Source organism: Alloyangia pacifica, assembly GCF_020524285.1.
Lineage (GTDB): Bacteria > Pseudomonadota > Alphaproteobacteria > Rhodobacterales > Rhodobacteraceae > Salipiger > Salipiger pacificus_B.
The window spans coordinates 187,137-199,630 of sequence record NZ_JAIVKX010000012.1 but is presented as its reverse complement, the minus strand read 5'-3'; the positions used below and the strand labels follow the sequence as shown (position 1 = coordinate 199,630).

Genomic DNA, 12,494 nt, shown 5'->3' with positions numbered 1-12,494 from the left:
ACCGGTGCCGTCCGAATCGGGCTCGCTCAGGCTCTTTCGTCCTTTGGCGACCCCATGACCACGTAGGAGGTTATGGCACTTACCTGCGGCAAGGTGCCGAGCACCTCCGTGTGGAACTCCTTGTAGGCGGCCAGATCGGTCACCTCTATCCGAAGGAGATATTCCACATTCCCGGTAATATTGTGGCATTCCTTGACCTCCGGGGCGCGGCTGATCACCCGCTCGAAGGCAAGCTGCGACTCCTTGGTGTGCACCCCCAGGCCGACGGTGACATAGGCGACGAAGCCGATGCCGGTCTTCTCGGGGCTGAGCACGGCGCGATAGCCGCGGATCACCCCCGATTTCTCCAGCGCCGCCACCCGGCGCAGGCAGGCCGAGGCCGAAAGCCCCACCCGCTCGGCCAGCGCGAGGTTGCTGATCCGCCCCTCTGCCGCAAGGACACGCAATATCCGGTCGTCTATATAATCAAGTTCGCTCATAAATTGCGATAGAAGCCGGACAGCGCCGCTGATTGCAATCTTTCTCCGCGCCGAACGGGCAAGTCTTGCGCCATGACACAGGATCTTCTCCTCGCACTGGCGGGCTTCGCCTTCGTCACGGTGATCTCGCCGGGGCCGAACAACCTCATGCTGCTTGCCTCGGGCGCCAACTTCGGCCTCGCACGGACCGTGCCGCACATGCTGGGCGTGGCGCTCGGCTTCCCGGCGATGGTGCTTCTGGTCGGGCTCGGCGCGATGCGGGTCTTCGAGGCCTTCCCGGTGGTGCGCGGCGCGCTGACGGTTCTGTCCGTACTCTACATGCTCTGGCTGGCGTGGAAGATTGCCCATGCCGCCGCCCCGGGCGAGGCGCAAGCGGGCGCGCGGCCGATGAGCTTCCTGCAGGCAGCGGCCTTCCAATGGGTGAATCCCAAGGCCTGGTCGATGGCGCTGGGGGCGATCACCCTCTACGCCGTCAGCCGAGACTTGCCCGCCGTGCTGCTGGTGGCGGGCACCTATGTCGCCATGGGCGCGATCTCCACCACCACCTGGACCGTGCTCGGCGGCAGCCTGCGCCGGGTGCTGACCAATCCTGCGCGGCTGCGCCTGTTCAACTGGAGCATGGCGGCGCTGCTAATCGCCTCGATGCTGCCGGTGCTGCTGGGCTGAGCCCGCAGCGGACCGGCCCGGGGCCCCGCAGATGCGGCAATCGAGCTTGCTTTGTTGCATCCGCGCGCCTTCGAGGCCATATAGGCCGCGACCAACAAGAGTGCCCGAGCATGACGCATTATCTCGACTTTGAAAAACCCCTCGCCGAGATCGAAGGCAAGGCGGAAGAACTGCGCGCCATGGCGCGGAAGAACGAAGAGATGCATGTGGAGGACGAGGCCGCCGCGCTCGACCGCAAGGCCGACGATCTGCTTAAGGATCTGTACAAGAAGCTGACGCCCTGGCGGAAATGCCAGGTGGCGCGGCATCCCGACCGTCCCCATTGCAAAGACTACATCGACGCCCTGTTCACCGAGTACACGCCGCTCGCCGGCGACCGCGGCTTTGCCGACGACCACGCGGTGATGGGCGGGCTTGCCCGCTTCAACGATCGCCCGGTGGTGGTGATCGGTCATGAAAAGGGCAATGACACCCAGTCGCGCATCGAGCGCAACTTCGGTATGGCCCGCCCCGAGGGCTACCGAAAAGCGATCCGCCTGATGGAAATGGCCGACAAGTTCGGCCTGCCGGTGATCACCCTCGTCGACACCCCCGGCGCCTACCCGGGCAAGGGCGCGGAAGAGCGCGGCCAGTCCGAGGCGATCGCCCGCTCGACCGAGAAATGCCTGCAGATCGGCGTGCCGTTGGTGACCGTGATCATCGGCGAGGGCGGCTCCGGCGGCGCCGTGGCCTTCGCCACCGCCAACCGCGTCGCGATGCTCGAGCATTCGGTCTACTCGGTGATCTCGCCCGAGGGCTGCGCCTCGATCCTGTGGAAGGACGCCGAGAAGATGCGCGAGGCCGCCGAGGCGCTGCGCCTGACCGCGCAGGACCTGCTGAAGCTGGGCGTCGCCGACAAGGTGATCCCCGAGCCGCTCGGCGGCGCGCACCGCGCGCCGCTCGCCGCCATCGACGCGGTCGGCAAGAACATCGCCGCCCTGCTCGAGGAAATGGACGGCATGGCGCCCGCCGATCTGATCAAGGCACGCCGCCAGAAGTTCCTGGACATGGGATCGAAGGGCCTCGCAGCCTGAGCTTACTCGGCTGGCAACAGCCCCGACATCGTAAGCCCCGGAGTGCGGTTCTCGCCGCATTCCGGGGCTTCTTCATGTAAAGGCGGAAGATAAAGGCCGCGGCGCAGTAAATTGGAACTGCGCGATTTATTTAAGTAATGATGTAGACAAATCTGAGACTTGGCGCATAGATCGCCACGCCAAGGCATGCCTCTATTCAGCCCTATTCCCTGAAGACTCCTGACAGGACGGCTTTAAGAATATGGATATATTTAACCTACACTTAATCCTTTGACCGCAATAGGGCTCATTCACGAGCATCATCCAAGAATTCTGCTCCGGAATTCCACAAATATCTTCGCACGGTGCAGATTGACCGAGAAACCGCCTCGGACCCCGAGCGATCCAGCCTCGCTGAAAAACTTACAGACTTGGCCAGCGCAGGCAGGACACTTCCAAAAAAGCCCCGCGATAACAATCGCTCACACCGGGCATCTTGCTCATCGCATGCAAATCAGGTGCGGCAGGGGCTACAACAAAATGACGCTTTCATGGCTTACTACATGGCGCAATTGTCAGCTGACAATTTATTGAGAGCAAAGCAATTTCTAAGCTAGATGCCGTATTACGCGTCAAGTTTTCATCACTATTCTGCGTTCAAGCCCCCTAGGCACCCAATGATTTTCTTAAACCTTCCTTACTTCCAATTTCCGCCTCATCTCACGTCGCACGTAACATTGCCACCGCGGGCTATCGCCCACCATTGCCAATTGCCCCACCTTTCATCCGCAAGAAAAAGTCATCCGCAAGTCTCTGTCAGCGCGCCAACAAGCACCGAAACTTCACGCATTGCCTAACCTCGCGCAGCGCCCGGAACCTCCCCGCCAGTGAGCCCGGGCGCCCCTGCCCTCAGGAGGTCGCATTCTCCGCCGCGGCGCGCAGGCGCGCGCCGACGGACTCGATGCCGCGATCTGCCGCCTTGGGAATGATGCGATAGCCGGCGTTGACGAAGCAGAAGAGCGCGAAGCCCAGCAGGCCAAGGCAGAGCAGCCCGACCAGTACCCGGCCGTAGACCTGCCCCTGCAGCCAGTCGAAGGCCGAACCCAGCCCGCCGGCCTCGGAGGCATTGGCGTGGAGCGCGGCATAGCAGATCAGCATGCCGATGATGCCGATCACCACACCCTGCGCCGCCAGCCCGGCCCGCAGCGCGCCGTTCATATGGGTGGTGAAGCGGTTGGCGCGCAGGTGGTTGCGATACTCTTCCTTATACGCCTTGTGCAGGTAGTAGCCCCCTGCCCCGATGGTCAGCAGACCCGCGACGCCCACGACAAGCTGGCCGCCGGGGCTCTGCAGCACCGTGTCGAGCATCTGCTTGCCGCTGCCGCCGCCGCTGCGCCCGATGAGCAGCGTCACCGCCAGCATGCCGATGCCGAGATGCGCCGCGCCGGTAACCAGCATGCCGACGCGGGCAATGAGCCCCTTGGCGCCGCGGCCATAGGCCTCGAGATCCCAGATGCTGTCGACCAGCCGCCAGACCGCATAGGCGAACATGCCCAGGGCGATCAGCACGATCACTGCCGTGCCCCAGCCGCCCTGCAGGCTCTGCATCGCCTCCGAGGTGCCCTCGGCCTGCCCGCCTTGCAGGATCGACCAGAGCGAGACGCCCGCCACCACGAGGTAGACCAGCCCGCGCCCGGAATAGCCGGCGCGCATGATCGGGATCGACCAGGCGAAGTCCTCGGGGTTCACATCCTCGAGCCGCTTGGCGCGGCGCGAGTCGGGCTTGAGCGAAAGCGAGTCGGCGAGGGTCATGGCAGGCTCCGGGGCTGGCTGAGGATTACCCCCTCAATGCTCCCGCCCCCGCCGGGGTTCCCCTGCGGGTCTCTCTAGGCCCGTGTCAGGTGGCGAGCATCCGCAGCCCCTGCGTCACGTCGGAGCGCACCGCCAGCCGCAGTCCCGGCTCGTCCCCGGCCTTCAGCGCCGCGATCATCAGCCGGTGGTATTGCGGCGCCTCGGTGCGGCGCAGCCGACCGTAGAGCTTGCGCATGGTCGGCCCGAGCTGCAGCCAGACGGTCTCGGTCATCGCCAGCATCGCCGGCGCCTGCGCGCGCAGGTAGAGCGTGCGGTGGAACTCGAGGTTGGTGCGGATATAGCCCACCGCGTCACGCGCCTGGATCATCTCGGAGATCGTGCCGTTGATCGTCTGCAGCCGGTCGATCAGCGCCATGTGCGCGCGCGGCAGCGCGCGCGAGGCCAGTTCGACCTCGATCAGAGCGCGCAGCGCCGCCAGCTCCTCGATCCGCTCGTTCGACAGCTCCGGCGTCGAGACCCGCCCCGAGGAGGACATCGAAAGCGCCCCTTCGGCCACCAGTCGGTTGATCGCCTCGCGCGCGGGGGTCATCGAGACGTCGAACTCGCGACCGATGCCGCGCAGGGTCAGCGACTCTCCCGGGGCGATCTGCCCCAGCATGATGCGCTGGCGCAGCCCGCGGTAGACGCGCTCGTGGGCGGAGAGGACGATATCGGAGGTACGGGGCTGGGGCTGGATCATAATGCGCGCAATCTCCGATGCGGCGCGCGCGGCGTCAATCGCCGAAACGATAGCGGTGCAGCGATGCCCCTTCGTCACGCAGCCAGCGTCGCGCCGGACGCCAGTCACCGTAGAGCTGCTCCACCACCGCCCAGAACGCCGGGGAATGGTTCATCTGCGCCAGGTGCGCCACCTCATGCGCCGCGACGTAGTCGAGCACCTCGGGCGGCGCCATGACCAGCCGCCAGGAATACATCAACCCGCCCTCGGCGGTGCAGGAGCCCCAGCGCGAACGGGTGTCGCGCAGGGTCAGGCGGCTGTAGGGCAGCCCGAGCGCGGCGGCATGGCGATCCGAGGCTTCGGCCAGCCGGTCGCGCGCCTCGGCGCGCAGCCAGCCCATCAGCCGCGCCGCCACCTGCCCCGGCGCGCCGGGCACCTCGAGCCCGCCGTCGCCGCGCCGCACGCTGCGCCCCTGCCCCGGGCGGATCTCATGCACCCGCCCCTCGAAGGGCAGCCGGGCGCCGAGGCCCACCGCAACATCCGCACCGCGGCTTTCGAGGTGGCCGCGCAGCCAGCCTTCTTTCTCGCGCAGGAAGCCGATCGCCTCGGCCTCGGGGAGCCGCCGCGGCAGGGTCAGCGTCACCCGCCCGTCGAGCTGCGAGAGCCGCAGCGACAGCCGCCGGGCCTGCGCCGAGCGGCGCAGGGTGACCGAGATCGGCGGGTTGCCTGGAAGGGTGATCTGCCCCATTTCTGCGCCTCTGGACTGCATCGGCCAAAAGTTTTGACACTGCCCCTGTGTTATGGCAGAGGCTTCAGATTGTCGACCGTACAAGCCAGCTGAAGGGGACCACCCATGCCCAAAGAAGAATGGGGCACGAAGCGCATCTGCCCCACCACCGGGAAGCGTTTCTACGACCTGAACAAGGATCCGATCGTCTCGCCGTACACTGGTGAGGTACTGCAACTCGACACCGGCAAGCGCACCATGCTGTCGGCCGACCAGGCAGATGGCGCCCCGCGCCGGTCCCAGACCGAGGAGACCGAGGAGAGCGATCTGCTCGAAGACGACGTCGAGGTCGAACTCGATGACGATGATGTTCTCGACGATGACGATGACGACAACGTCTCGCTGGACGAGATCACCGACGTCCCCGGAGATGACGAAGAGTAAGCTCCGAACTTTTTTCTGCGGGCGGTGATTTTTTCGCTTGAACCCGCCCGCAGCATCCCATAGATCACGCCGCACAGCGCCGGAGACGGCGCGGCGGACACCGCTCCGGACCGAAGCCGAGACGCCCGAAAGGGCAAGGCGGACAAGGGAACGAGCACCGCGATTGGGGCCTTAGCTCAGCTGGGAGAGCGCTTGCATGGCATGCAAGAGGTCAGGGGTTCGATCCCCCTAGGCTCCACCAATCCTCCTTATGAAAAGCAGCAAGAAGTTCTCGTCAGAGGATTTACCTTTGCGGCACAGACGGCTCGCAGGAGACGTGGCGCAGCCGCATCTAGCGGCCACCCTGCAGATCGCGCGCATCGGCTGCGCGGAACAGCAGCGCTTGGTGATCCTGCGCCTGCTGCTGGTGTTCGTCTTCGTCGATGAACCGGCCTTCCATCGCGACCCGACCGCCCGGCCAGAGGTGAACGACCGTCTTGGCGAAACCGCAAGGCGTCGCGGCGGCGGCATCCTGCGCGCCCGTCATCATCCTGCACGGTGGCCAGAGACCGCCCGCCGAAGGCTTTCGCCCATCACCCGGCGGAGAGGGAGGTCGCGGCAGGACCGGCATGGCCGGGCCCTGCAAGGAGCCCGTCGCGTGGCGAACCGGCAGGCGGATGCGACTGCCGCCGCTTGACAAAGCCGGGCTCCGCCCCGAGGGTCGCCGCGAACGGTTCCCATCCGGGATGAAAAGGGAACCCGGTGGCGCGGCCTTGGGCCGCGGAATCCGGGACTGCCCCCGCAACTGTAAGCGACCGTTCCGAGCCACCCGCCCCTCCGGGCGGAGCCACTGCGCCCTTGGCGCGGGAAGGCGGCCTCGGGACCATGGCCGCAAGTCAGGAGACCTGCCGTTCCGGCCCCGCGACCCCGCGGGGGCGCCACCTGCAGAACCGACCGGGCGGGGCGTCCGGGAAAGGAAATCTATGTCTCTCTTGACCTCGGGCCGCCGCCGCGGCCTTGCGCTGCTGTGCTGCACCCTGCTGCCGATCCCCGGACCCGCGTTCGCGCAATCGAGCAGCTATCCGCTTGAAATCACCAACTGCGACCGCGTGACGACCTACGATCAGCCGCCGGAGCGCGCGGTCTCGATCGGTCAGGGCACGACGGAGATCCTGCTCTCGCTCGGACTTGCGGACCGTATTGCCGGAACCGCCATCTGGCTGTCTTCGCTGCCGGAGTCGCTGGCGGAAGCGGGGCGGGCATTGCCGCGCATTGCCGACACGTCCCCCGGTTTCGAGGCCGTTCTGAAAACCCGCCCCGATTTTGTCGCGGCGCAATGGATCAACGACATCGCGCCGGATCAGGCACGGGTCGGGAGCTTCGCCCAGTTCGACGACTTCGGCATCCGCACCTATGTCTCACCAGCCGAATGTGCCAAGAGCGACTTCCGTGCCGGCAGTGGCGACGGCGCCCGCGCGCAGGCCTGGAGCGTCGCCCTGCTGGACCGCGAGATCACCGAGCTGGCCGAGATCTTCGACGTGCCTTCGCGGGGGGCCGACCTGGTTGCGGCCAATGCGGCCCGGATCGAAGCGGCCATGGCGGACGCGGAACCGATGCAGGCACGCGAGATCTCGGTGCTCTACTGGTTCTCCTCGCCCGAGATCGCCGGTGAGGCCTATGTCGCCGGGCGTTTCGGGGCCCCGGCCTGGATTTCCGAAGCCCTCGGCCTGCGCAATGTCATCACCTCGGACGAGGAATGGCCGCTGGTCGGCTGGGAGACGATCTCTGAGCTCGATCCGGATGTGATCGTGCTCGGCACCATGGAGCGGCGCAACCTTCCCGGCGACGACGTGGCGGCGAAACGCGCGTTCCTGGAAAGCGATCCGGTTGCCAGCAAGCTGCGCGCGGTGCGCGAGGGACATCTGATCGAGATGCCGGCGCATTCGATGAACCCGACGCTTCGGGCCGTCGACGGGGTCGAGGTGCTCGCCCGTGGCCTGAAAGAGATCGGCCTGACCCGGTGAGAGGACTGCGCCGAACCGGCTCCACACCCCTTTCGGGGTTGGGGCACTTCCTGCTGGCGGGAAGCGTCGCACTGACACTCGCGACCTGCTGCGCGCTCCTCTTCGGCGAGATCACCGTGACCCCGCGCGAGGCGCTGTGCACGCTGGCCAACCAGCTCTTCGGGCTCGACTTGCCGGTCGATCCGATCCGCGAGGGCATCGTCTGGCACTACCGGCTGAGCCGCGCGGTGGTCGCCATGTGTGCGGGAGCATCCTTGGCCATTTGCGGCGTCGTGCTGCAGGCGCTGCTGCGCAACCCGCTCGCCGAACCCTACCTGCTGGGGATCTCGGCAGGCGCCTCGACCGGCGCGGTGCTGGTCATCGTGCTCGCGCTCGGTGCCGGGGCCGTCACGGTCTCGGCCGGGGCCATGGCCGGGGCGCTCCTCGCCTTCGGCTTTGTCGCGGCGCTGTCCTTCGGGGCCGGCCGCGGAGCCGAGAGGGTCATCCTTGCGGGCATCGCGGGCTCGCAGCTTTTCAATGCAGCAACCTCCTTCATCGTCACCTCATCGGCCAGCGCCGAGCAGACCCGCGGCATCATGTTCTGGCTGCTCGGCAGCCTTGGCGGCGTTCGCTGGCCGGACGCCGGTCTGGCGCTGCCGGTCCTGCTGCTGGGGCTCTCGCTCTGCCTCTACCGGGCGCGGGCCCTCGACGCCTTCGCCTTCGGCGAGGATGCCGCGGCCTCGCTCGGGGTCGACGTCGGGCGCGTGCGCGCCGAGCTTCTGGGGCTCACCGCGCTGCTCACCGCCTGCGTTGTCAGCATCGTCGGGGCCGTGGGCTTCGTCGGGCTGGTCGTCCCTCATGCAACGCGCTTCTTCGTCGGCCCGGCACATGGCCGGCTCATCCTCGGCTCGGCTCTGGCGGGCGCGGTCTTCATGGTTTTGGCCGACGTGCTGTCGCGCCTCGTGCTTCCGGGACAGGTCTTGCCGATCGGCGTGATGACCGCCCTCTTCGGCGCTCCGGCCTTTGCCGTGCTGCTATGGCGCTCGCGGGGCCGACAATGAGCCTGCGGAGCAAGAACATCTCCTGGACCTCAGGCGGCGCGACCCTTGTTCGCGGCGTGAGCCTGCGCGGGCCAGAGCACGGTGTGCTTGGCCTCGTGGGGCCCAACGGCTCGGGCAAGTCGAGCCTTCTGCGCCTCCTGGCCGGGCTTCGGCGCGGCACCAGCGGCGCGGTGCTTGTGGACCAGCGGCCGATCGAGGCCATGCCGCGCGCGGAGATCGCGCGGCGGCTTGCCCTGGTGGAGCAGCACGCGACAACCGATGTGGCGATGACGGCGCGCGATGTCGTCGCGCTAGGCAGGCTGCCGCACCGCGGTGCCCTGGGCTGCTGGAGCGCACGTGACGAGGAGGTCGTCGAGGGCGCGCTGGCCCGCACCGGCATGACGCGCGCCGCGGATCAATCCTGGGCCACGCTGTCCGGCGGCGAGCGCCAGCGCATCCAGATCGCCAGGGCGCTGGCCCAGGAACCGCGCGAACTTCTCATGGACGAGCCGACCAACCACCTCGATATCCGGCACCAGCTCGACCTGATGCGGCTGCTTCCCAGCCTGGGAATGCAGGTCATCGTGGCGCTGCACGATCTCAACCAGGCGATGGCCTTCTGCGACGAGGTCGCGGTGATGAGCGAGGGGCGGCTTGTCGGCCAGGGACCGCCGGCGGAGATCCTGACCGCCGAGGTGATCCGCAAGGTCTTCGGGGTCGAGGCCATGATCGGCGCCGGTCCGAACGGACCGAGGGTTTCGTTCTTCTGAAGTGCGCCGGGGACATGCCCATGCTGTTCCCCAAGGAAAAATCCAGCGCGGAATGGCAAAGCGAGGTGCCGCGTCCCAGCCCCCCCGTGGCATCGCGGAAACCATCGCGTCGGCCTCCGAGACAACTGCGCGATCTGCCTACTTCGGCATCGCGCTAGGGCATGGCGCTAGGCCGCGACGAGCACCCCATGCGCAGGCTCACCAGTCGAGGTGGTCGCGCAGCCGGTAATAGTGGATCGCCAGCCCCCCGTAGACGCGGTGCAGCGCGTGGAGCGGCAGGGTCCGGATCCGGCGCTCCGGCGGGATCGGCAGCGGCTCGGCGTGCGCGAGATAGGCAGCCATCGCCTTGCCCAGCGAGACCGACAGCGCAACGCCGCGACCGTTGAAGCCGGTGGCCGCGAGCACCCCCGGCGCGGGCTCGCACAGGCGGATACGATGGTCCGGGGTCATCGCGACCCGGCCGAACCAGCGCTGCGCGCCGGCAAACCGCGCACCGAAGAGCGCTTCGAGCTCCGCCTCCAGAGCCGCGAAGTCCGACGGGCGCCGCGGCGCGGCGAAGGTGCCGCGCCCGCCGATCATCAGGCGGTTTTCGGGACCGATGCGGAAATAGGTGCCGACCCGGCGAATTTCGGAGACGCAGACCCCGCCCGGCAGGATGCGCGACAGATCCGCCTCCCCGAGCGGCGCGGTGGCGATCTGGAAACTGTGCGCGGGCACCGTGGCACGCGACAGGGCACGGTCGAGCGCGCCCGGCGTATAGGCATTGGTGGCCAGCACGACGCGCGCGGCCGTGACCTCGGGACCGGCCAGCAGCCGCGCGCGCCAGCCCGTCCCGGCCCGCTCGAGGGCGCCGACGGGCGAGCGGGCATGCATCCTCGCCCCGGCCCGCTGCGCGGCAAGGGCGAGACCATGGGCGAGCTTCAGCGGGTGCACCTTGCCCGCCCGGCGGTCCAGCCAGCCGCCCCTGTAGCCGCACGCGCCGGTCGCCCGCGCCATCGCCGCCGCATCGAGCCAGTCCACGTCGGCACCCCGCGCCTGCCATTGCGCCATGCGCGCCTGCAGCCCGCCCAGGTGGACCCGCTTGCTGCCCGCCTGGATCCAGCCGCCCCGCTGCGCATCGCAGTCGATCCCCAACCGGTCCACCAGCGCAAAGAGCATGTCCGCCGTCGCCCCAGCGAAGGCGGTCGCCTGCGGGCCCCAGAGCGCGTCGAGCGTGTCGGGGTCGTCCTTGAGCCCGGGGATCACCTGACCGCCGTTGCGACCCGAGGCACCGAAGCCGACCTCCTCGGCCTCGAGCAGCATGACGTCGGTACCCGCCTCGGCGAGGTGCAGCGCGGTCGAGAGCCCCTGGAAACCGCCGCCGATCACCAGCACGTCCGCGCGGGTGCTCTCGCGCAGCTCCGGCAGCTGCGGCGCGGCGGGAGCCGTCGCGGCCCAGATCGATTGCAGGTTCAGCGGGCTGGCGGTCATGCGGGTCTCCAAGACGGGGCAGCGCGGCGCAGAACGGGCGCTGCAGCCGGAATAGTGCCGCGCTCACAGAAGCTTGCGGCGCCGTCATCGGTCAAGAGGCGACGGGCGGGCGACCGCCCGCAGCGCCGTCTCCCGCCGCGAGAAGTGGCACATCGCTCGGCACCCCGCCCCTGATGCGTCCTGCCATGCTCCGGCGCGGCCGTGCCACTGGCGCAGCGGCGCGGTGTGCATTAGTTTGTGCCTAACACATGCCACTCCGGAGAAAGACGTGCCCTTACGCTTCACCCTGCGTCAGATGGAATATTTCGTCGCCGTCGGCGAGTGCGGCTCGATCGCGCTCGCGGCGGAGAAGGTGAACGTCTCCTCGCCCTCGATCTCGGCGGCGATCTCGCAGCTCGAGGCCGAGTTCGGCTTGCAGCTCTTCATCCGCCGCCACGCGCACGGGCTGTCGCTGACCCAGGGCGGCGCGCGCTTCATGACCGTGGCGCGCGAGCTGCTGGACAAGGCCAATTCGCTCGGCGATCTGGCCAATGACATCTCGGGACAGGTGCGCGGCCCGCTCAACGTCGGCTGCCTTCTGACCTTCGCGCAGATCGTGCTGCCGCAGCTTCGGCGCAGCTTCGTCGACATCTGGCCGGAGGTCGAATTCCGCCAGTTCGAGCGCGACCAGCAGGAACTGTTCGACGGGCTGCGCTCGGCCCGCATCGACGTGGCGCTGACCTACGATCTGAACGTGCCCTCGGACCTGAACTTCGTGCCGCTGTTCGAGCTGCCGCCCTTCGCCATCGTACACGAGACCCACGCGCTGGCCGAGCGCGAGAGCGTCACCCCCGAGGATCTGTCGAGCTACCCGATGGTGCTGCTCGATCTGCCGATGAGCAGCGAGTATTTCCTGTCGTTCTTCAGCAAGCTCGGCATCACCCCGCAGATCGCCGAGCGCACCCGGGACATCGCCGTGATGCGCTCGCTGGTGGCCAATGGCTTCGGCTACGGGCTGGCCAACACCCACCCCGTCACCGAGCTTGCCCCCGACGGACGCCGCCTGCGCTTCATCCCGCTGAGCGGCCCGGTGCGCAGCCTGCACCTCGGGCTGCTGATGAGCGAAGGGGCGCAGGGCTCGCGCACCGTCCGCGCCTTCGTCGACCACGCCCGGACGCAGATCACCGCGACGCGGGCACCCGGCCTGCGCGCCGCGGGGGATGCGCCCTGACGCAAGGGAATCCCCTGCGCCGAAATCTCCGCAAACCAAGGAAATAGCGGCACATTAATCTGCGATTAGGTTCAGGTTAAGCCTCGCTTCCAGAAGGCTTATTTTACACCGAGCCTCCCGCACA

Annotated in this window: 13 protein-coding genes, 1 tRNA gene and 1 riboswitch; of the genes, 8 read left to right on the top strand and 6 right to left on the bottom strand. The window is 67.8% G+C overall.

All coding sequences use genetic code 11. The features are described from left to right. Positions 1-26: 26 nt before the first annotated feature. Positions 27-479 carry an Lrp/AsnC family transcriptional regulator gene (locus tag LC039_RS17775; protein WP_226626977.1) on the bottom strand — a complete coding sequence of 151 codons (453 nt, stop codon included), beginning with the start codon at positions 477-479 and terminating at the stop codon, positions 27-29. Between the two features lie 72 nt (positions 480-551). Between LC039_RS17775 and LC039_RS17770 the strand changes: the two genes are divergently transcribed. Further along, positions 552-1,145, top strand: a complete 594-nt coding sequence (locus tag LC039_RS17770; RefSeq protein ID WP_226626975.1) for a LysE family translocator — start codon at positions 552-554, stop codon at positions 1,143-1,145. Positions 1,146-1,255: 110 nt separating this feature from the next. Further along, positions 1,256-2,218, top strand: a complete 963-nt coding sequence (locus tag LC039_RS17765) for an acetyl-CoA carboxylase carboxyltransferase subunit alpha (protein WP_226626974.1) — start codon at positions 1,256-1,258, stop codon at positions 2,216-2,218. Between the two features lie 888 nt (positions 2,219-3,106). On the opposite strand, the gene LC039_RS17760 is transcribed toward LC039_RS17765, so the two are convergent. From LC039_RS17760 to LC039_RS17750, 3 genes are all read right to left on the bottom strand, one after another. Continuing rightward, a complete protein-coding gene (locus tag LC039_RS17760; RefSeq protein ID WP_226626972.1) occupies positions 3,107-4,009 on the bottom strand; it encodes a DUF1206 domain-containing protein in 903 nt (300 codons plus the stop codon). 85 nt (positions 4,010-4,094) lie between these two features. Continuing rightward, entirely contained in the window at positions 4,095-4,748 is a 654-nt protein-coding gene (locus LC039_RS17755; RefSeq protein ID WP_092423177.1) for a GntR family transcriptional regulator, read from the bottom strand. A gap of 34 nt (positions 4,749-4,782) precedes the next feature. Beyond that, a complete protein-coding gene (locus tag LC039_RS17750; RefSeq protein ID WP_226626971.1) occupies positions 4,783-5,475 on the bottom strand; it encodes a M48 family metallopeptidase in 693 nt (230 codons plus the stop codon). A 105-nt stretch (positions 5,476-5,580) separates the two neighbouring features. Between LC039_RS17750 and LC039_RS17745 the strand changes: the two genes are divergently transcribed. Next, complete coding sequence (locus LC039_RS17745; RefSeq protein ID WP_226626969.1) at positions 5,581-5,898, top strand: TIGR02300 family protein; 318 nt, start codon at positions 5,581-5,583, stop codon at positions 5,896-5,898. Positions 5,899-6,063: 165 nt separating this feature from the next. Beyond that, a tRNA-Ala gene (locus LC039_RS17740) sits at positions 6,064-6,139 on the top strand. Between the two features lie 90 nt (positions 6,140-6,229). On the opposite strand, the gene LC039_RS17735 is transcribed toward LC039_RS17740, so the two are convergent. Beyond that, a complete protein-coding gene (locus LC039_RS17735; protein ID WP_226626968.1) occupies positions 6,230-6,424 on the bottom strand; it encodes a hypothetical protein in 195 nt (64 codons plus the stop codon). A gap of 182 nt (positions 6,425-6,606) precedes the next feature. After that, positions 6,607-6,790, top strand: a riboswitch (cobalamin riboswitch). 70 nt (positions 6,791-6,860) lie between these two features. Between LC039_RS17735 and LC039_RS17730 the strand changes: the two genes are divergently transcribed. From LC039_RS17730 to LC039_RS17720, 3 genes are read left to right on the top strand one after another with little or no spacing between them, the layout of a single operon-like run. Further along, positions 6,861-7,901, top strand: a complete 1,041-nt coding sequence (locus tag LC039_RS17730) for an ABC transporter substrate-binding protein (protein ID WP_226626966.1) — start codon at positions 6,861-6,863, stop codon at positions 7,899-7,901. Further along, complete coding sequence (locus LC039_RS17725) at positions 7,898-8,941, top strand: FecCD family ABC transporter permease (RefSeq protein ID WP_226626964.1); 1,044 nt, start codon at positions 7,898-7,900, stop codon at positions 8,939-8,941. The genes LC039_RS17730 and LC039_RS17725 overlap by 4 nt, the downstream gene beginning before the upstream one ends. Then, the gene (locus LC039_RS17720; RefSeq protein WP_226626963.1) at positions 8,938-9,690 is read left to right on the top strand and encodes an ABC transporter ATP-binding protein; all 753 of its coding nucleotides are present in this window, start codon (positions 8,938-8,940) and stop codon (positions 9,688-9,690) included. Before LC039_RS17725 ends, LC039_RS17720 begins: the two co-directional genes overlap by 4 nt. A gap of 198 nt (positions 9,691-9,888) precedes the next feature. Here LC039_RS17720 and LC039_RS17715 read toward each other — a convergent pair whose 3' ends face one another. After that, positions 9,889-11,160 (bottom strand): NAD(P)/FAD-dependent oxidoreductase, encoded by a 1,272-nt coding sequence (locus tag LC039_RS17715; protein ID WP_226626961.1) that lies wholly within the window; start codon positions 11,158-11,160, stop codon positions 9,889-9,891. A 268-nt stretch (positions 11,161-11,428) separates the two neighbouring features. On the opposite strand from LC039_RS17715, the gene LC039_RS17710 reads away from it, so the two are divergent. Then, positions 11,429-12,370 carry a LysR family transcriptional regulator gene (locus LC039_RS17710; protein WP_226626960.1) on the top strand — a complete coding sequence of 314 codons (942 nt, stop codon included), beginning with the start codon at positions 11,429-11,431 and terminating at the stop codon, positions 12,368-12,370. Positions 12,371-12,494: the final 124 nt, after the last annotated feature.

Bases quoted from the DNA above. Each gene is read 5' to 3' on its own strand.
- LC039_RS17775 (WP_226626977.1), bottom strand. From the start codon at position 479: ATGAGCGAACTTGATTATATAGACGACCGGATATTGCGTGTCCTTGCG.
- LC039_RS17770 (WP_226626975.1), top strand. From the start codon at position 552: ATGACACAGGATCTTCTCCTCGCACTGGCGGGCTTCGCCTTCGTCACG.
- LC039_RS17765 (WP_226626974.1), top strand. From the start codon at position 1,256: ATGACGCATTATCTCGACTTTGAAAAACCCCTCGCCGAGATCGAAGGC.
- LC039_RS17760 (WP_226626972.1), bottom strand. From the start codon at position 4,009: ATGACCCTCGCCGACTCGCTTTCGCTCAAGCCCGACTCGCGCCGCGCC.
- LC039_RS17755 (WP_092423177.1), bottom strand. From the start codon at position 4,748: ATGATCCAGCCCCAGCCCCGTACCTCCGATATCGTCCTCTCCGCCCAC.
- LC039_RS17750 (WP_226626971.1), bottom strand. From the start codon at position 5,475: ATGGGGCAGATCACCCTTCCAGGCAACCCGCCGATCTCGGTCACCCTG.
- LC039_RS17745 (WP_226626969.1), top strand. From the start codon at position 5,581: ATGCCCAAAGAAGAATGGGGCACGAAGCGCATCTGCCCCACCACCGGG.
- LC039_RS17735 (WP_226626968.1), bottom strand. From the start codon at position 6,424: ATGACGGGCGCGCAGGATGCCGCCGCCGCGACGCCTTGCGGTTTCGCC.
- LC039_RS17730 (WP_226626966.1), top strand. From the start codon at position 6,861: ATGTCTCTCTTGACCTCGGGCCGCCGCCGCGGCCTTGCGCTGCTGTGC.
- LC039_RS17720 (WP_226626963.1), top strand. From the start codon at position 8,938: ATGAGCCTGCGGAGCAAGAACATCTCCTGGACCTCAGGCGGCGCGACC.
- LC039_RS17715 (WP_226626961.1), bottom strand. From the start codon at position 11,160: ATGACCGCCAGCCCGCTGAACCTGCAATCGATCTGGGCCGCGACGGCT.